The following is a 17,725-nucleotide window of genomic DNA, read 5'->3' as shown; positions in this document are numbered from 1 at the left end:
TGCCGCGATCTCCTGGGGGCAGGCCTCGGAGATGAACGCCGCCGGCATCCCGCTGGCCCCGCACATCGGGCCCGAGTTGGACCTCTCTGGGAGATGACGGCTGATTCTGTCGATGATCCTCCTGGTCAGGGCCGTGCGGGAGGTCGTGGGTGACACACTAACGGGATGGTGTTTCTGCGGAAGGTGAAGACGGCGTCGGGTGCGACTGCGGTGCAGATCGCCGAGCGGAAGAAACGCCGGGATGTAGTGCTGGAGCACCTCGGCTCCGCCCATACCGAGGCCGAGCTTGCCGCGCTGATGAGTGCGGGCCGGGACAAGATCAACGCGGGCCAGGAGGCCCTTGACCTGGGTCTTCCGCGGGATCCGCAGTCAGCGGTGGTCCACTCGAAACGCTCCCGCCAGCTGGTGGAGACGCTCCAGGTGGCATGGACGGCGCTGGGGTTCGACGTCATCGAGGACGAGGCGTTCTTCCAGCTCGTCGCCGCGAGACTGATCGAGCCGACCTCGATGAGCGACTCCGCTCGCGTGCTGACCGAGGTTGGGATGGACCCGGTGCACCGCTCGACGATGAAGCGCTGCCTGGCCCGCGTCGCCGAGCGCGAGTACCGCGACCATATTGCCACGAAGTGCGTCGAACACGCTGCCACCAGCGGTGACATCTCGCTGGTCCTCTACGACGTCACCACGCTCTACTTTGAGGCGGAGCACGAGGACGAGCTGCGGAAGGTCGGCTACTCCAAGGAACGCCGGGTCGATTCGCGGATCGTGGTGGGTCTTCTGGTGGATCGTGGCGGGTTCCCGTTGGAGATCGGCTGCTTCGAGGGGAACCATGCCGAGACCCGGACGATCGTGCCGATCATCAAGCAGTTCCAGACCCGCCACAACCTTGCCGACATGGTTGTGGTCGCTGATGCCGGGATGCTCTCCACCGCCAATCTGACGGCGCTGGACGAGGCGGAGCTGAAGTTCATCGGCGGCTCGAGACAGGTGAAAGCGCCGGGTGACCTGGAGAATCACTTCCACTGGGAGGGGGATGCGTTCACCGATGGGCAGTTGATCGACACGATCACCCCGCGCCACGGCAACACCAGGACCGAGCGAAAGAAGAACCGGCGGGAGCCGGTCTGGGACCCCGAGCAGCATCTCGTGCACTGGCGGGCCGTCTGGGCTTACTCCCGCAAACGCGCAGTCCGGGACGGACACACGCTCACTGCGCAGGAGAACCGGGCCCGGGCCGTGATCGACGGGGACGTGGCGGTGAAGTCGACCCGGTTCTTGAAGAACCACTGGGCCTGTCAATTTGTCTGTGTAAGCGGGGTGTTCACAGGTATGGGGTGATCCGGTCGGGGTAGGCGGCGGCGAGCTGGGCGAGGGCCTGCTTCCAATTCGAGACGACCTGCCCCTCGACGAGCCGGCCCTGGGCCTTCCGCTCGTTCGCGGGCTTGCCACGGTCTCGGGCGCGATCGGCGGCGCGCTTGTCTTCGATGTTGCAGATCGCGAGCCAGAGCAGCTTCACGGCCGCGTCCGTCGAGGGGAAGTGTCCACCGTTCTTCGTGACCTTCCGCAGCTGGTAGTTCAACGACTCGATCGCGTTGGTCGTGTAGATGACCTTCCTCAGCATCGGCGGGAACTGGAGGAACGGCACGAACCGGTCCCACGAGTTCTTCCAGGTCATCACGATCGAGGGGTACTTCTGCCCCAGTGACGAGGTCTCGAACTCGACCAGCGCCGCCCAGGCCGCGTCCTCGCTGGCCGCGGTGTAGATGGGCTTCAGCGCGGCGGCGACCTTCTTGCGGTCCTCGTAGGCCACAAACCGCGTCGCGGCCCGGATCAGGTAGACCACGCAGGTCTGGACCATCGAGTCCGGCCAGGTCGCCTCGACCGCCTCCGGCAGGCCCTTGAGCCCGTCGCAGCACACGATCAGCACGTCCCGCACTCCGCGGTTGGCGAGGTCAGCGCAGACATGGGCCCAGAACGCCGACCCCTCGGTGTCCGGGACCCAGATCCCCAGCACGTGCTTGACCCCGTCAAGATCGACGCCGACCGCAATGTAGGCGGCGCGGTTGATGACCTGGCTGTTCTCCCGGATCTTGATTCGGATCGCGTCGAGATAGAGGACTGGGTAGAACTCCTCCAGCGGCCTCGCCTGCCACGCGGAGACCTCCTCGAGCACGGCGTCGGTGACGTTCGAGATCGTCTCGTGCGACAGGTCCGTGCCGAGCGTGGACGCCAGGTGATGCTGGATGTCCCGGATCGTCACCCCGCTGGCATAGAGGCTGATGATCATGTCATCGAGGCCGCCCAGGCGCCGCTGGCCTTTCGGGACCAGGCGCGGCGTGAACGAGCCGGCACGGTCCCTCGGGACGTCCAGCGCGATCGGCCCGACCTCCGACTGGACCGTCTTCGGCGTCGTCCCGTTACGGGAGTTGGCGTGCTTCGACGCGTCCTCAGAGCCCTTCTCGTTGCCGAGATGGCTGCTCAGCTCGGCCTGCAGGCCCCGTTCCAGCGCGGCCTTGACCAGCGCGGGCACGAACCCGCCATCGCCGGTCAGCTCTACATTCCCGGCGTCGATCTGAGCGAGCAGCGCGTCCAGCTGCCCGGCGGCCTTCAACTGCTCGACCAGGTCCTGGCCCGAAGGCCCACCCGGCGTCTTCTCGTCGGTCATGGTCATGATTCTTACCGTTCCTTTCGGTACGGCTTACACAGACCATCTGACACGCCCCTACGTCACCAATATCCCCGCCCAGGTCATGCCGCCGGCAGAGGTGCTCTCGAACTATCACGACCTCTGGCACGTCGAGCAGCCCTTCCGGATGAGCAAGACAGACCTGCAGGCCAGGCCCATATTTCACCGGCAACGCGACGCGATCGAAGCCCACCTCACCATCGTGTTCACTGCCCTGGCGATCGCCCGCTACCTGCAGCACAAGACCGGGTTCAGCATCCGCAAGATCATCCGCACACGACGCCCACTCCAAGACGTCACCATCAGCCTCGCCGGACTGCAGATCACAGCCAAGCCCGAACTCACCGACGACGCCCGGCACGTGCTTGATGCACTGACTCACTAAAAAGGTCCAACTCAGGACCTCGAGCATCCGGGCGATCGTCTCCGCCCGCGCGCCCGTGTTCAGCAGCACCGGGATCTCCTCGGGTACGGCCTCGCGCACCTCACGGAGCATCGCCGGATCCGGTCCCGCCCCCGCCATCGGCCCCGAGACGAGGATCCCGTCGGGAAGCGATGAGACCACGGTCGAACGAGCGATCTGTGCGGCCGTGAGCGGAACGGTCAGCGCGGGGAGGGCATCCAGACCTCGGCCTGCGAGTCCTCGTCGTAGTAGTGGCCGGACGGGATGGTCTGCAGCTCGATGAGCATCCCCCACGGCGCCTTCACGTAGACGCTGCCGTTGCCCGGTGAGTCCTCGTGGCGGCTGTTGCCGTGCACTTCGGACAGGGGCCTGCCCCCGGCCGCGACCAGCCGCGCGAGGCTGCCCTCGATGTCGTCGCAGTACAGGGAGATGTGGTTCAGGCCGAAGTCCGCGAGGCCGGACGCCGCGCGCTGCTCCCCGCGGATCTCGAACACCTCGAGCCCCGGGCCCTCGCCGATCACGATCATTCGCTGGCGATGGATGGCAGCGCCGGAGGGCAGACCCAGCTGACGCTCCACCTCCTCGCCCTCGCGCGGCTCGTCCTCGGGGGTGAGGCCGTCGTAGGCGACCTTCGCGCCGAGCCCCTCGACGAAGAACGTGGTGGCGGCGTCGAGATCGGGGACCGTCACCCCAATGTGCTGGATGCCGCGGGGCAGGGGGCCGGCGGTGGGAGCGGGGGACTCTGACATGGGGGGCGTCCTCTCTCTGGTGATGCGCGGTGCATACGTCTATGGCCACCGTACTCGCGCGGCCTGGGACGGCCGACGTCCTCTGTCCCGGCATCGGACCGAGCGAGTCCGGCCCCGTCACCACCGGGGCGATCCTCGACCTGCCTGCCTGGCATCTGCTCGCCAACACCGGCACCGTGACCTCGCGGCTCAGCGAGCGGGGCTTCTGCTTCTCCCCGGAGGCGACTTCCCTTGCCCGGGAGGCGCTGACCCGCTGAGCCGCGGTGTCGGGTCAGGGGGCTGGCCAAGCAGATCGTGTGGATGCAGGTCAACGGCCAGGCCGCGGTCGCCCTGCAGGAGGGCGAAGCGGTGGCGGCCTCAGCGACCCAGCAGCCGGGCGAAGAAGCCCTTCTCCGGGGCCGCCTCGGCGTGGCCGGGGCAGCGGTCGGCGGGGCGGACGTCCTTCATGACCTGGTCGACGTGCTGGCCGCAGCCGGCCCAGGTGGTCTTGCCGCAGGTGTTGCAGGTGGTGGCTCGGCACATGGCGTGCTCCTTCGGTGAGAGGTGAGAGAGGAGGGGTGTGAGCGGGGTGCGGGGCACGGTCCGGCGCGAGCCGGGGAGGGGGAGGCCGCCCGGCACCGGAGCGGCGGGCTCCGGCGCGGGGCGGGTGACCTCGGCGGGTGGCCTCAGCGCGCCGCGACGCCGCCGGGCACCAGGGCGGTCTCGACGGTGGGGGAGTCGGCCGTGCGGTTCCACGGCATCCTGCCGAGCACCGCGGCCATGGCGCAGGTGTCGCTGAGCGCCGAGTAGGTGAGCCCTGCGCCGATCGCGCCCGCGACCAGGCCCAGGCGTCGGTGGACCAGCTGTCCGGCGAGGGTGCCGGCGAGCACCAGGGTGCCTGCCGTCATCCGCACCTGGCGGTCCATCGCCCAGCGGCCGCCGCTGCGGTTCACCTCGCCCACGGCGTCCTGGTAGGCGGCGATGCCGCCGTCGAGCACGTCGATGCCCTCCAGGCCGGACTGCTGCAGCGCCTCGCAGGCCTTCCCGGCGCGGGCGCCGGAGCGGCACACCAGCACCACGTGCTCGCCCATGCGGCCGGCGAGCGTGTCGGTGTGGGCGGTGAGCAGGTCCAGTGGCACGTTGTGGGAGCCGGGGATGTGGACGGTCTCGAACTCGCCGGGGGTGCGCACGTCGATCACCATCAGCTCGGGGTCCGTGCTGAGGCGGTGGGCGAGCTCGGCAGGGGTCACGGTGCGAGTGGTGGGGGTGGCGGTCATCGGGCGTCCGCTCCGGTGGTCCCCAGCTCGTGCTGTGCGGCGGCCCAGCGGGACCAGCCGGCGTAGCTGCCCTCCAGCTCCACCACGTCGTAGCCGGCGCGGCGCAGCGCGGCCGCGGCCACGGAGTTGCGCAGCCCGGACTGGCAGAAGGTGATCAGGCGCCCGGCGTCCTTCGCGGGCAGGTCGCCGGGGTGGAAGAGCACCTTGCCGGCGGAGAGCTGGTCGGCGTCGTCCACCGTGCCGGCGGCGTGCTCGGTGCGCGTGCGCACGTCCAGCAGGTGCGCATCCGGCTCCTGCGCGCGCAGCGCGGCGAGGTCCGCCGGGGCCACGGTGGCGGGGGCGGACAGCTCCAGCCCGTCCAGGGAGGGGATGTAGCCGGTGAGCGCGTCCACGCCCACCCGCACGAAGTGGTCGCCGTAGGTGGCGGCGGTGGCCGCGTCGGGCGCGAGCACCACCAGCTGGGCGTCGTCGGTCTCGGGGTCGAAGGCCCAGCCGATGTGGGTGGCGGCCTTGCCGAGGGAGGGGATCGACAGCGCGCCGTGCACCGTGCCCGCATGCACCTCCGCCACGGGGCGGGTGTCCACCAGGGCGAGAGAGCCGTCGGCGAGGCCGCCGGAGAGCTCACCGGTCGCCACCTCGCGCGGGGCGGGGCGCTCGCCCAGAAGGGCGGGGCCGTCGGTGTTCTGCCGCTTCATGCGGGCGAAGTAGGCGTGGGCGTCGGGCTGGCCGTCCAGCAGCTCGTCGATGAAGCCCTGCTCGTCGTCGTTCTCCAGGAACGGGCCCCACCAGGCGAACCTCCGCTCGTAGCCCACCGTGGTGGAGGGCAGCGCGCCCAGCGCCTTCCCGCAGGCGGAGCCGGCGCCGTGGCCGGGGAACACCTGCACGTGATCGGGGAGGGTGAGGAACGCGCTCTTCAGGGAGGCGAACAGCTGCTTCGCGCCGGCGAAGCGGGTGTCCTCCATGCCCACGGCCTCGTCCAGCAGGTCCGGGCGGCCCAGGTCCCCGGAGAACACGAAGTCGCCGGTGAGGAAGTAGCCGGGCTCGTCGGCGAAGGCGCCGTCGGTGACCAGGTAGCTGAGGTGCTCGGGGGTGTGGCCCGGGGTGTGGCGGGCGGTGACGGTGATGTTGCCCAGCTGGATCGACTCGCCGTCGTGCAGGCGCTCGGCCTCGAAGCCGTATTGCCAGTCCTCGCCGCCCTCGCCGGAGACGTACGCCGTGGAGTCGGTGGCGGCGGCGAGCTCGCGGGTGCCGGAGAGGAAGTCGGCGTGGATGTGGGTCTCGGCCACGGCGGTGATGGTCATGCCGTGGTGGGCGGCGAGGTCGAGGTAGACCTGGATGTCGCGCCGCGGATCCACCACCAGCGCTTCCTTCTGCGCCTGACAGCCGATGAAGTAGCCGGCCTGGGACAGGTCCTCGTCATAGATCCGTTCGAGAAGCATCGTTCCTCCAGTGGGTGTGCGGGACGGGCAGCGGACGGGATACCCCCGAGGGTATCAGATACCCCGGGGGGTATGCGAGGCGGGTCGGGCGGTGCGCAGCGGACGGGACGACACCAGCATCCAGCATCCGGCGGCGAGCAGGGCGAGAAGCGCCACGACTCCGCCGACGACGGCGCCGACTGCGCCCGGGAGCTCCTGCACGAGGACGAGAGCCCCCATGGCGAGGACGAACACCCCGAAGCCCGTGCGCAGCGCCCGCTCGGGGAGATGGCCTGCCGCTCGCGCGCCGAGCAGGGAGCCGAGCACGGCTGCCAGCGTCACCCCGCCCACCAGGGCCCAGTCCAGCGAGACGGAGGTGAGATAGCCGGCGAGACCTGCGAACGACTTCATCGCGATGACCACCAGCGACGTGCCCACGGCGACCGGCATCGGCAGTCCGGCCAGCAGCGCTAGCGCGGGCACCACCAGGAAGCCGCCGCCCGCGCCGACGAGCCCGGTGACCAGGCCCACCGCGAGCCCTTCGAGCGCGATCCTGCTCGCGGACGGCTCCCGGGTCGGTCCCTCCTCTGCGGGCGCGCCCCGTCGGCCCCGGAGCATCGCGACCGACGTCGCGATCATCATCAGTGCGAACGCGACCATCAGCACCGCGCTCGGGATGTGCCCGCCGAGGAGTCCGCCCAGGAAGGCCCCGGCCATACCGGCGGCCCCGAACCTCACCCCGGTGCGCCACCGCACCCGGCCGGCGCGGGCGTGGCTGATGGCGCCGGCGGCCGAGGTCACGCCGACAACGACGAGCGAGGCGGCGATCGCCTCCTTGGCCGGAAGCCCCGCCACGTAGGCGAGGATGGGCACCGTCAGGATCGAGCCCCCGCCGCCGAGCAGCCCCAGGGAGACTCCGATGAGTACGGCCAGCAGCAGGGTGAGCGCGAGGGTGGGTGTCACGAGGGGTCTTTCGAGAGGTGGGTCGGAGGCTCGCGGCGAGACCGCCTCCGTCGCCGAGCCTGCCACATACCCCAGGGGGTATGCAAGACACCCCGGGGGGTATACTCTGGGGCGTGCGGACCGACCCGAGGAGAACGCCATGGACCTGAACCCCGATGACATGACTCCTGTGGTCAACCGCCTCAAGCGCGCCCAGGGGCAGCTCGCGGCCGTCACCCGGATGATCGAGGAGGGCAAGGACTGCAAGGCCGTCGTCACGCAGCTCTCCGCCGTTTCCAAGGCGCTGGACCGCGCCGGCTTCGCGATCATCGCCAGCGGCATGGAGCAGTGCATGACCAGCCCGGAGAAGGACCTGGACCGCAAGGAGCTCGAGAAGCTGTTCCTCACGCTCGCGTGAGAGGCGGGGCGCAGCGCGCCGTCGCCCGGTGCCCCGCAACGCCCCATCGGCAGCCGCTCCGGGATCGCCTCGCCGCCCCCCGCTGTGCCGTATGCCGACATCGCCTCGGAGCGCCGCGTCGGGGAACGGCGGCCGACGGGCACTCCCTGGGGGCTGCCTCGCTCGCCGCCCCCGCGCGGCGAGCCGTGCCATCAGCCCGGAGGGGGCGAGGCGGGCGGCGGTCCAGATCGCGGTGTAGCGCCGACTCGGGACGGAGACGGCCTTCCCGCGCCCGGCATGGCGCAGCGACTCCTCCACCACCCGCGGCGCCTCCAGCCACAGCCAGTCCGGGATCCCCTCCTCGCCGCGCGGCAGGCCCAGCCGGGCGTGGAAGTCGGTGTGGGTGTAGCCGGGGCACACCGCGGGGACGGTCACGCCACGGGGCCGGTAGGCACCATTCGCCCAGCGGGAGAACTGGACCTGCCAGGACTTCACGGCACCGTAGGTGGAGCGGGGCATCACCGCGGAGGCAGAGGCGATGTTCAGGATCGTGCCGGAGCGGCGCTCGAGCATGCCCGGCAGCGCCGCGTGCATCAGCCGCATCGGCACCTCGACGTGCAGGCGCAGATGCCGGGCCTCGTCCTCGATGTCATTGCGCTCGAAAGCCAGCGGCAGCCCGAAGCCGGCGCTGTTGACCAGCAGATCCACCGGCCGGGCCGGAGCGGGATGCCGGGATCAGCCCTTGCTCACTCCTCCTCGTCCTCGTCGCTCTCCACGTTCCACCCGGCACCGCAGTCCTCGCACGTCCGGTCGCTGAAGGCCAGGACGCACCCCTGCCACTGGACCCACGGCGGATCCTCCTCGTCGAGGCGCGGGTCCGGACCGCCGAGCGGATGGTGGATCAGCTGGTGCGAACCGCACACGGGACAGGTGCCGCGCGGCTCAGAGTACGGCTCCGGCGGCTCGTCGCCGAGGATCATGATCATGCGCCGAGAGTAGGGCGGGGGTCCGACAGATCATCGCCCCCGCCCGGGCTGCTCACTCCCCGCTGAACACCGGGAACGCGGCGTGCTCGCCGTAGTCCCGCGCCTCCAGGCCCTCCAGCGCGGCCATGTCCTCCGCGGTGATCTCGAAGTCAACCTGGGCGTTCGCGCGCATGTGCTCCGGGTTCGCGGTCTTCGGCAGCGAGACGGTGCCCAGCTGCAGCGTGTATCGGATGCACAGCTGCGGGACGGTGACCCCGTACCGCTCGGCCATCGCCTGCACGTCGGGATTCTCGATGATCGCGCTGTGGGCGATGGGGGAGTAGGCCTGGACGCGGATGCCCTGCGCCTCGCAGAACTCCAGCAGCTCGCGGGGCGTGTTCCCGGCGTGGACCAGCAGCTGGTTCACTTGCGGCACCATCTCGGCGTGCTCGAGCAAGTAGCCCAGGCCCATCGTCGCGAGCGACCCCTGGATCGAGGCGACGGCGGCGTCGTAGTCCTTCACCTCGGCGGCGATCTTCGTCGAGACGAAGAGCTCCTCGCGCGCGACGCCGGAGGTGCGCACGCCCTCGCCGACGCCGCTCTCGTTGCCGTAGGCCTGGGCGGTGTCGATGTGGCGATAGCCGATCTCGACCGCGGCGCGGACTGCGTCTGCCGCCTTGTCGTCGTCGATGAACCATGTGCCGAGCCCGAGGCGCGGGATCTCGGCGCCGCCGGTCAGGGTGTAGGTCTCCTCCAGGATGCTCATGCGGTCTCTCCGTTCGTGGTGGGAAGCTGCGCGTAGACCTCGTCGGTGACGGGCTCGAGCCATTCGTTGCGCACGCTCTCGCCGGGCGTGATGAAGGCCAGGTGCGAGAACCAGGCGTCGGAGGTCGCGCCGTGCCAGTGCTTCGTCCCGGCGGGGATGCGGACGCTCGTGCCCGGGGTCATGCGCACCGGCTCCTCGCCGTCGGCCTGGTACCAGCCGGACCCGGCCGTGCACAGCAGGATCTGGTCGCCGGCGCCGTCCTCGCCGTGGTGGATGTGCCAGTTGTTGCGGCAGCCCGGCTCGAAGGTCACGTTGCTGACCGGGGTGCTGCCGCCGGTGAGCGGGGCCAGGTAGGACCGGCCGATGAAGTACTGCGCGAAGGCGTCGTTGGGCTCCCCGAGTGGGAAGGGCTGGTCGAAGGTCGTCTCGGTCATGCATCCCAGTGAAGACCTGCCCTCGTCCACGAACCAGGCCCTCCTGGTACACCCCGCAGCTCTCGACGCCTCCGCGGCGCCGGCGCGCGCGCACGGTGCTGGCAGGGATCGTCGAGGACAGGGAGCCCACCGGCCGACGGGCGTCCGCCCACCGGCAGACGGGCCGCGCACTGCGCGATTCCGGACGAGGGTTGCGTATCTGCCAACCGGAGAGCGTACTGTGCAACACGTGTCCGACTCCCGGCGCCCCGCAGCGCAGCGGCCCGCCGGGACCGGCACCCCTCCCATCCCCTCGTGATCGGCAAGGCCCCCATGACGACCGGCTCCACGGACACCGCCGCGGAGGAGACGTTCCCCGTCCCCACCGGCGCGCCGCCCGCGCCGTCGGAGATCGTCGAGCCCGCTGAGCCGCCCCGTGGCCGCGGGGCGATGCTGCTGCTCGGCATCGGACTGATCCTCATCGGGCTGAACCTCCGCATCGGCGTCGCCGCGATCGGACCAGTGGTCGGCGAGATCCGTGCCTCGCTGGGCCTGTCGGCGACCGTCGTGAGCCTGCTGACCACGATCCCCGTGTTCGTGTTCGGGGCGTTCGCGTTCCTCACTCCGGGCCTGACCCGGCGGCTCGGCATGCACCGACTGCTCGCGATCGTGCTGCTGGTCCTCGCGGCGGGGAACCTGCTGCGGCACGAGCCGAGCATGACCGCCCTGTTCGCCGGCACCGTGCTCGTCGGCATCGCGATCGCGGTGGGGAACGTCGTGATGCCGGCGGCGATCAAGCAGGACTTCGCCCACCGCGCCGGTCTGATGATGGGCCTGTACACGATGTCGCTGTTCGTCGGCGCGGCCTTCGCCTCCGGGCTGACCGCGCCGCTGCTGCCGGTCCTCGGCGGCAGCTGGCGGGCTGCGCTGGCGATCTGGGCCGTCCCGGCGGTGCTGGCCCTGGTGGTGTGGCTGCCGCAGCTGCTCCGCTCGCCCGGACGCCTGCGCTCCGCAGGCGCGGTCGCCGACGCTCCGAGCGGACGCGGGAGCACGCCGCTGGGAGCGATCCTCACCGACCCACCGCCATCGCCGTCACCGGGTTCATGGGGCTGCAGAGCGTCAGCTACTACACGACGGTGACCTGGGTGCCGACCATCCTGCTGGACGCCGGGATGGACGTGACCGCCGCCGGCGGCATGATCGCCTACTCCGCGTTCCCCGCCGCGCTCGCCGCCCTGCTCGCGCCGACCCTCGCCGCGCGGCTGGGGCCGACGTGGCTGCCCCCCGTCGTGGCCGTGCTGCTCCTCGGCGCCGCCTATCTCGGTCTGATCATCGCGCCGGCGAGCGGAGCCGTGGCGTGGATGACGGTGCTGGGCCTCGGGCTCGGCGCCTCGATCAGCCTCTCGCTGACGTATATCGTGTGGCGCTCGCCGACCACGCACCTCACCGGCCAGCTCTCGACGGTGTCGCAGGGCTTCGTGTACCTGGTCGCCGGGTTCGGCCCGCTCGGCATCGGCGCGCTCCACGCCGCGTCCGACAGCTGGGCCGTGCCGCTGATCGCGCTGTGCGTGGTGCTGGTCGGGCAGCTCGTCGCCGGCATCGTCGCGAGCCGGCCGGTGTTCATCCGTGCCCGGGGTGCGGAGGGCATCGAGGCCGCGTAGCCTGGCAGGCCCCGCCGAGGAGAGGACCGATGGAACAGCCCGCCGCCACCCGCACCGAGCAGATGTCGCGCCGGAGCGAGAGGCACCACGCCCCGCACCAGCCGGACGGGGCGCCGGTGTTCAGTCTGATCATCTTCGGTCTGGTGCTGACCGCGTCGCTCACGATCGACGGCTTCTCCGATGCCTCGCCGGATCCCGGCATCGCGCTGGTGGCCGCAGGGTTCATGCTCTGTTTGGGCGTCGCGAACCTGCTCGATCCCGCCGCCCGGCGGCTCGTCGCCGGCGTGCGCATCGGTGGCTATGTGATGGCCCTGCTCGGCTTCGTGCTGCAGTTCGTGGGCTGATCTCCGCATCGCGGGGCGATCCGACCCCGCGCTCAGCCCTGCTTGAACTCCAGCACCCGCTCCTGACCCTCGCCGTTGGTCGCCCACGAGGGATCGCCGGGCATGACCGCGAGCGGATCCCGCTCCCGGGGGCTGCGGCTTACATCCGGTGCGGCCAGGCTGCGGCGCAGGGCCTCGTCGATCGTCACCCGCGCCGCATGGCCGTCCGGCAGCAGCTCGGAAAGCCATCGCTCGTCCCGTGCGACCATGTCCTCGCGCAGGCTCTCCATCAGCGCGGTGACCGTGGGGGCGGGGATGTCGGAGAGCCACGATCCCACCGCTGTGACCAGGGCCTGGGGCATCACCGGGACGGAGAACCCGGGCCGTTCCTGGTCCGTGAGCTCGAGGACCTTCTGAACGAGCTGGGGATAGGCGATGACCTCGCCCCCGCCGATGTCGTACACGCCGTGGGCGCTCCCGGTGATCACGGCGGCCCGGATCGCGGCGACGGCGTCGACCACGGCGATCGGTTCGACCAGATGGTCCATCCAGTCCGGGAACACGGTGACCGGGAGGCGGTGGGCCAGCTGGGTCATCAGCTCGAAGCTGGTCGAGGCCGCGCCGAGCACCACTGCGGCCCGCAGGCCCACGAAGCGGCATCGCGCCGCGGAGAGCTCCTCCTCGACCTCGAGGCGGGAGGCCAGGTGCTCGGAGAGCTGCTCGCGGGGGATGTCCGGGATGATGCCCGAGAGGTAGACCAGGGACTTCACCTCGGAGGCGTCGACGGCGGCGCGCACGCGCCGGGCGGCGGCGCGATCCACCTCCCGGAAGTCCTCTCCTCCCATGCCGTGCACCAGGTAGACCACTGCCTCCAGCGACGGGTCCGCGGCGATCGCGGCACGCACGGAGTCGTCCTCGGTCGCATCCAGCTCGACCCTGTCGACGGCGTCGCTCCACCAGAAGGCGTCGAGCTTGTGGAGATTCCGGGCCCCGGCGACCACCTGGTGTCCGTCCTCCAGCAGTGCGGGGATCAGCCGGCTCCCCACATACCCCCCGGCTCCGATGACGAGAACGCGCATGATCTACCTCCGTGTCCGTGCTCCCGTGCCGCGAGCCGTGCCTAAGGTCTATACGAGCCGGCGCCCGCGAGCAAGACCCGCCTCGCCCCGGCGCAGCGAGCGGCCTCGTACCCTAGGCGCATGAGCCCCGATAGTCCCGCCTCCCGTCCCGGCGCGTGGGGGGTGGCCGGCCTCGCCGTCGTGGTGGCTGCGCCGCTCCTGGCCGCGTCGCTGCGCGCCGAGGGCGGGGGGCCGGGGACCGTCGCCGGCTGGGCACTGGGAATCGCCCTGACCTGGACCGTCGGCGGACTGCTGATCATGCGCCTGGCACCTTCGGATCTCGCCGGCCGGGCCCCGGGGGGCGCACCGAAGGTCGCGGTGGCCGCCGCGGGCGTCGGCCTGGCCGCGGCCTCGCTGGCGGGCGGTCTGGTCCTGGCCGGTGTCCCGGCCACTGCCCCGTGGGTGGCCGGTCCCGTCGCCGCGGCGGCCGACGGGCGCTGGGGTGTGCTCGCGGTCGCGCTGGTGGCGGGCGCCGCTGAAGAGGTGTTCTTCCGCGGTGCGCTGCCTCGGCTGCTCACCGGCCCGGCCCGCTGGGTGGTCCCCACCGTGGTGTACGCCCTCGTCACGCTGTGCACCGGCAGCCCTGCTCTCGCGGTGATGGCCCTCCTGCTGGGACCGGTGGCGATGTGGGCCCGCGAGACCTCCGGCTCACTCGCCGGGGCGCTCTTGGTCCACGCCCTCTGGACGCTCACCATGGTGGGACTGTTCCCCTCCGTCGTCGTCCGCGTCGGCATCGCGGGCTGAGGCGTCCAGCCGCTCGAGCCGAGCGAGTCGATCCGCAGCCTGACGGCGTCGCTCGTCCTCGGGGCGCTCCCACCATGCGGGTCCGCGCTCTCCGAGGCCTTCCTTCGCGAGCTGGACGCGGTCTCGAGCTGAGCGGACGCTCGCCGGGTCGTCGTCGCGGCCGGCGCGCCCGACCTGGGAGCGGGCTCTGCCCAGATGGCTCTTCAGCGCCCGGACCACGTCGGCGTCCAGCGCCGGGTCCGTGCGTCGCCATCTTCGTCCCCGGATGACCAGGTAACGGTCGTCGTCCCCCGTATCGTCCACGTCAGGCCTCGCCTCGTCGCTGCGGTTCATCCCACCCACTCCAGGAACTCCTCCGCCGTGATCACCGGCTTCTCCCACCTCGCCGCGTTCTTCGCCTTGCTCGACTGCGAGCCGGCCTCGGCGACGACCAGCACATCCGTCCGGGTCTTGGTGAGGGTCGGGACGGCCCGGAGCCCGCGCGCCTCGGCCATGGCGTGCAGCTGCTCCTTCTCCAGCCACCCGTGCCGGGGCGAGTGGACGGTGCCGGAGAAGCACACCCGCGCGCCGGGCACGAGCACGTCGGCCGCGCTGATCGGGCCTGTCGCCTCCAGGCCCTCGGGCAGCACCCGCACCCCGAAATGCTCCTCGACCCCGCGCAGGCGCTCGAGGACCTCGTGATCGGGGGAGAGGACCCGCTGCCAGGTCCCCTCGAGCAGGTGGGCGAGCACCTCGGCGGCGTCGTCCTGCGCGCCGAGGTTCCCGCCGACGACGAAGCCCGTCGGGGCGCTGGTCCCCGTCGGCCCCGTCGTGCGGGCGAGCAGATAGCCGTGCCCCGCCACGACCTGACGGAACGCCATCCCGCTGCCGGGCAGCTCCTCTCCCGCGGCCCGCACTCGCCGCACCGCGTCGCGCACCGCCCGGGCCCGCTCGAGCGCTGTCGGCGCGTTCAACCGGGCGCGCTCGCGGGCGCCGAGCAGCCTGCCCGGGACCTCGAGCCCGAGCGGCACCGGCTCGACGATCCCGTTGCGCTTGAGCTCGAAGTCCACGTGGGCGAGCTGACGGTCGATGTCCACGCCGACGGGCACCCGCCCGGCCAGCAGCGCCGACAGCGCCGGCCACGCCTCCGCAAGCAGCGGCGCGAGCTGCACGTCCCGCGTGGTGATCCCGAACTCGTCCCGTGCCCCGAACAGGTCCGAGGTGGGGTTCACGACGGTGGAGATCTCGTCCCCGTCGTCGGTGACGACCGCGATCTCCACCGGCCGCGGGCGCCACCGGTCCCCGGTCGTGCCCACGGTCAGCACCGACAGGTACGCCTCGCCGAGCGTCTCGGTCGTGGACGTGCCGCTGGCGAGATAGCGGCGCACCCGCTGGTCGGTCTTCAGGTCCCGCGGCAGCACCTCGCGCTTCAGCACCAGACCCTCGAGGCTCGTGCACCGCGACAGCGCCACGTACAGCTGACCGTTGGCGAAGGTGCCGCCGGTGAGGTCCACGACCACGCGGTCCAGCGTCTGCCCCTGCGACTTGTGGATCGTGATCGCCCAGGCCAGCTTCATCGGCAGCTGGGTGAAGGTGCCGATCACCTGATGCACCAGCGCACCGCCCTCGACGCTCGGGCGCGTGATCTCCCAGGTGTGCTCGCGCACCTGCTCGGTGCGGCCGTCGCGCAGCAGCACGGTGACGACCGGCCCGTCGGAGTCGGCGCTGATCGCGGTGATCCGGCCGAGCGTGCCGTTGACCCAGCGATCGAGAGGGTCGTTGTTCAGCAGCATCACCTGCGCGCCCACCCCGATCCGCAGCGTCTCCTCGGTGGGCTTCTCGAATCCGTCGGTGTCCCCGCTGGTCTGCGCGGTGAAGGCCTGCACCGGGCCGGGCAGGCGCTCGAGCATCTGCCGGTTCCGCGCGCCGACGATCCGGTTGGTGGTGGCGAGGGTCAGCCAGAACTCGTCCAGCCCGGGCTCGAAATCGGGATCCGTCCGACGGTTCAGCTCGGCCCGTGCCTTCTCGAGCAGAGTCCCTTCCCGCACCGCGTTCAGCAGGTCCACCAGGCGGTCATCGCCCTGCTGGCGGAAGACGGTCGACAGCTCCACCACCGGGAAGGTGTCCTCGTCGAAGGAGTGGGCGGAGAAGAAGAAAGGGGTGCCGTAGCGCCGCTCGATCCAGCCTGCATCGTGATCGGTCACCACCGGCGGCAGCTGGTACAGGTCCCCGACCAGCACCAGCTGCACCCCGCCGAACGGGGTGCCGGGCCGGGGGCCGTACAGCTCGAGCGCCGCGGTGAGCGCATCGAACAGGTCCGCCCGCACCATCGACGCCTCGTCGATGATCAGGGTGTCCAGCTCCTTCAGCGCCCTCGCGAAGCGGCCCGGGTAGTAGGAGCCGCCGCGCACCTGCTCCTCGGTGACGCCGAGCGGGAAGGAGAACAGGCGGTGGATCGTGTAGCCGTCCACGTTCAGCGCTGCGATGCCGGTGGGGGCGACCGTGATCGTGGTCCGCTCGGTGCTCTCGAGGTAGTGGCGGATCAGCGTGGATTTGCCGGTGCCGGCCTTGCCGGTGAGGAAGAGGTGGTGGCCGGCGTGGAGGTGGTCGAGCGCGGCGGCGAACTCGTCGGTGATGGTGAGGGGCCGGGTGGGGGCGGCCGACGGGGGAGTGGCGGCGTGCGGGGTGGCCAGGGAGGCCGACAGGGGCGCGGGTGGTGTGGCCGACGGGGTGGGGCCGGTCGGGGCGGCGTCGGCGCGTGCGGTCGGGGCGGCCGACGGGGGAGCGGTGCTCGCCGCGTCGTCGGCCGGCGCCGGTGCGGGCACTGCAGGACGTGCAGCGGCAGGGCCGGCAGAGGCGGCGACGTGCTCCGCCCCGCTCCCGGGCGCGTCCATCGCCTCGCGATACTGCGCCACGAGCTCAGCGCGCAGCCTCCCGCGGTCGCCGACGGGGATGCCCTGCGACCGCGCCCACGCGCGCACGGCGGCGGGGGAGATCTCGTTCGCGGTGACGCTGGGTGCAGTCGGTGCCGACGCAGGTGCCGGTGGCGTCGGCGCGGGCGGAGCCACCGTCGTCGAGCCCGGACGGGACGGGGTGAGAGGGGAACGAGCCGAACCTGTCTCGGGTCCCGCCGTCGGCAGCCCTTCCGTCGGCCCCTCGACCCCCGTCGGTCCCGCGAGCGACGCGGCGAGCCGCTCGCCCGCGATTCGCGCCCGGGTCGCGGTGAGCGCGGCGTCGTAGCCGGTCTGCGCGTCCATCGCGAGGTAGCGCTCGAGCAGACCGGCGGCGGCGAAGGCGTCGCCGAGGGCGGAGTGCGCGTTCCGGAGCGGCACACCGAGCGCGGCGCAGCACTCGGCGAGGGTGCGTCGGCGCAGGTGGGGGAGGTAGAGGGTGCTGCCCTGCAGCGTGCAGTACGGCACCAGGCGCGGCATCGGCAGCCCGGCGCGCGCGAACTCGGCCTGCAGGAAGCCGAGGTCGAACTCGGCGTTGTGGGCGACCACGACCATCCCCTGCAGCGCGTCGCCGACGACGCGGGCGAGCTCGGCGAAGCGCGGTGCCGCGGCGACGTCGGCGTCGGTCAGACCGTGCACATGAGTCGCCCCGACGGGCCGGTCGGGGTTCACGCGCGAGACCCACTGCTCGAGCGGCCGGCCCTGCGCGTCGGCCCGCAGGATCGCGATCTCGAGGATCCGATCGGAGGCGGGGTTCAAGCCCGTGGTCTCCAGGTCCAGGACCGCGAAGCGGGGGAGAGTGCCGAGGGCAGGCGCGCCATGGGAGGAGGTGGGCGCAGCAGCAGGTCCCTGAGACGCGCTGCGGCGGTCGGGGAGACGATCGAGCAGACCCACGGCGGTCCTTTCCGGAACAGGAGGAGGCTCCGATCTTCGCAGAACGGGCTGACAGCGGGC

General features: G+C 71.6%; 18 protein-coding genes and 3 pseudogenes. 8 read left to right on the top strand and 13 right to left on the bottom strand.

All coding sequences use genetic code 11. The features are described from left to right. The first annotated feature begins 165 nt into the window (after positions 1-165). Complete coding sequence (locus HNR70_RS11780) at positions 166-1,338, top strand: IS1634 family transposase (RefSeq protein ID WP_184325829.1); 1,173 nt, start codon at positions 166-168, stop codon at positions 1,336-1,338. Here the strand turns inward: HNR70_RS11780 and HNR70_RS11775 are convergent. Then, positions 1,322-2,665 carry an IS256 family transposase gene (locus tag HNR70_RS11775; RefSeq protein ID WP_184325828.1) on the bottom strand — a complete coding sequence of 448 codons (1,344 nt, stop codon included), beginning with the start codon at positions 2,663-2,665 and terminating at the stop codon, positions 1,322-1,324. The two genes, HNR70_RS11780 and HNR70_RS11775, sit on opposite strands and share 17 nt — an antisense overlap. Positions 2,666-2,723: 58 nt before the next feature. On the opposite strand from HNR70_RS11775, the pseudogene HNR70_RS11770 reads away from it, so the two are divergent. After that, positions 2,724-3,071 (top strand): annotated as a pseudogene (locus tag HNR70_RS11770) (IS1634 family transposase); the annotation flags it as partial. 39 nt (positions 3,072-3,110) lie between these two features. Here HNR70_RS11770 and HNR70_RS16515 read toward each other — a convergent pair. Together HNR70_RS16515 and HNR70_RS11760 are read right to left on the bottom strand one after the other, a co-directional pair. After that, positions 3,111-3,251: pseudogene (locus HNR70_RS16515) on the bottom strand (hypothetical protein); the annotation flags it as partial. 38 nt (positions 3,252-3,289) lie between these two features. Further along, complete coding sequence (locus tag HNR70_RS11760) at positions 3,290-3,838, bottom strand: VOC family protein (protein ID WP_184325827.1); 549 nt, start codon at positions 3,836-3,838, stop codon at positions 3,290-3,292. Positions 3,839-3,879: 41 nt separating this feature from the next. Here HNR70_RS11760 and HNR70_RS11755 point away from each other — a divergent pair, with 41 nt between their 5' ends. Further along, positions 3,880-4,095, top strand: coding sequence for a hypothetical protein (locus HNR70_RS11755; RefSeq protein WP_184325826.1), 216 nt, complete (start codon positions 3,880-3,882; stop codon positions 4,093-4,095). Positions 4,096-4,195: 100 nt separating this feature from the next. On the opposite strand, the gene HNR70_RS11750 is transcribed toward HNR70_RS11755, so the two are convergent. The 4 genes from HNR70_RS11750 to HNR70_RS11735 form a co-directional block, all read right to left on the bottom strand. Then, complete coding sequence (locus HNR70_RS11750) at positions 4,196-4,360, bottom strand: DUF8730 family Cys-rich protein (RefSeq protein ID WP_166649429.1); 165 nt, start codon at positions 4,358-4,360, stop codon at positions 4,196-4,198. 143 nt (positions 4,361-4,503) lie between these two features. Beyond that, complete coding sequence (locus HNR70_RS11745) at positions 4,504-5,094, bottom strand: rhodanese-like domain-containing protein (protein WP_184325825.1); 591 nt, start codon at positions 5,092-5,094, stop codon at positions 4,504-4,506. Beyond that, complete coding sequence (locus HNR70_RS11740; protein ID WP_184325824.1) at positions 5,091-6,533, bottom strand: MBL fold metallo-hydrolase; 1,443 nt, start codon at positions 6,531-6,533, stop codon at positions 5,091-5,093. The genes HNR70_RS11745 and HNR70_RS11740 overlap by 4 nt, the downstream gene beginning before the upstream one ends. A 54-nt stretch (positions 6,534-6,587) precedes the next feature. Then, positions 6,588-7,475 (bottom strand): sulfite exporter TauE/SafE family protein, encoded by an 888-nt coding sequence (locus HNR70_RS11735; protein WP_184325823.1) that lies wholly within the window; start codon positions 7,473-7,475, stop codon positions 6,588-6,590. 139 nt (positions 7,476-7,614) lie between these two features. On the opposite strand from HNR70_RS11735, the gene HNR70_RS11730 reads away from it, so the two are divergent. After that, positions 7,615-7,872, top strand: coding sequence for a metal-sensitive transcriptional regulator (locus HNR70_RS11730; RefSeq protein ID WP_010549885.1), 258 nt, complete (start codon positions 7,615-7,617; stop codon positions 7,870-7,872). A gap of 372 nt (positions 7,873-8,244) precedes the next feature. Here HNR70_RS11730 and HNR70_RS15950 read toward each other — a convergent pair. From HNR70_RS15950 to HNR70_RS11710, 4 genes and pseudogenes are all read right to left on the bottom strand, one after another. Next, positions 8,245-8,559: pseudogene (locus tag HNR70_RS15950) on the bottom strand (SDR family NAD(P)-dependent oxidoreductase); the annotation flags it as partial. A gap of 38 nt (positions 8,560-8,597) precedes the next feature. Further along, a complete protein-coding gene (locus HNR70_RS11720) occupies positions 8,598-8,837 on the bottom strand; it encodes a hypothetical protein (protein WP_184325822.1) in 240 nt (79 codons plus the stop codon). A gap of 52 nt (positions 8,838-8,889) precedes the next feature. Beyond that, positions 8,890-9,582: an aldo/keto reductase gene (locus tag HNR70_RS11715; RefSeq protein WP_184325821.1), complete on the bottom strand. Its 693-nt coding sequence runs from the start codon at positions 9,580-9,582 to the stop codon at positions 8,890-8,892. Beyond that, entirely contained in the window at positions 9,579-10,016 is a 438-nt protein-coding gene (locus tag HNR70_RS11710; RefSeq protein WP_184325820.1) for a cupin domain-containing protein, read from the bottom strand. Before HNR70_RS11710 ends, HNR70_RS11715 begins: the two co-directional genes overlap by 4 nt. 294 nt (positions 10,017-10,310) lie before the next feature. Between HNR70_RS11710 and HNR70_RS15945 the strand changes: the two genes are divergently transcribed. Genes HNR70_RS15945 through HNR70_RS11700 form a run of 3 tightly spaced genes read left to right on the top strand, consistent with a single transcriptional unit; the run spans position 10,311 to position 12,000 of the window. Then, positions 10,311-11,135: an MFS transporter gene (locus HNR70_RS15945; RefSeq protein ID WP_312857649.1), complete on the top strand. Its 825-nt coding sequence runs from the start codon at positions 10,311-10,313 to the stop codon at positions 11,133-11,135. After that, complete coding sequence (locus HNR70_RS15940) at positions 11,099-11,656, top strand: MFS transporter (RefSeq protein WP_246375211.1); 558 nt, start codon at positions 11,099-11,101, stop codon at positions 11,654-11,656. The genes HNR70_RS15945 and HNR70_RS15940 overlap by 37 nt, the downstream gene beginning before the upstream one ends. A gap of 29 nt (positions 11,657-11,685) precedes the next feature. Continuing rightward, positions 11,686-12,000: a hypothetical protein gene (locus HNR70_RS11700; protein ID WP_184325819.1), complete on the top strand. Its 315-nt coding sequence runs from the start codon at positions 11,686-11,688 to the stop codon at positions 11,998-12,000. 32 nt (positions 12,001-12,032) lie between these two features. Here HNR70_RS11700 and HNR70_RS11695 read toward each other — a convergent pair whose 3' ends face one another. Continuing rightward, positions 12,033-13,058: an NAD(P)H-binding protein gene (locus tag HNR70_RS11695; RefSeq protein WP_184325818.1), complete on the bottom strand. Its 1,026-nt coding sequence runs from the start codon at positions 13,056-13,058 to the stop codon at positions 12,033-12,035. A gap of 120 nt (positions 13,059-13,178) precedes the next feature. On the opposite strand from HNR70_RS11695, the gene HNR70_RS11690 reads away from it, so the two are divergent. After that, entirely contained in the window at positions 13,179-13,841 is a 663-nt protein-coding gene (locus HNR70_RS11690) for a CPBP family intramembrane glutamic endopeptidase (protein ID WP_184325817.1), read from the top strand. A gap of 329 nt (positions 13,842-14,170) precedes the next feature. Here HNR70_RS11690 and HNR70_RS11685 read toward each other — a convergent pair whose 3' ends face one another. Continuing rightward, positions 14,171-17,665, bottom strand: a complete 3,495-nt coding sequence (locus HNR70_RS11685) for an exonuclease domain-containing protein (RefSeq protein ID WP_312857648.1) — start codon at positions 17,663-17,665, stop codon at positions 14,171-14,173. Positions 17,666-17,725: the final 60 nt, after the last annotated feature.

Origin of the sequence: Brachybacterium aquaticum, from assembly GCF_014204755.1 — a bacterium.
Lineage (GTDB): Bacteria > Actinomycetota > Actinomycetes > Actinomycetales > Dermabacteraceae > Brachybacterium > Brachybacterium aquaticum.
The sequence above is the reverse complement of the archived record's forward strand: the minus strand, read 5'-3'. Positions and strand labels throughout refer to the sequence as shown.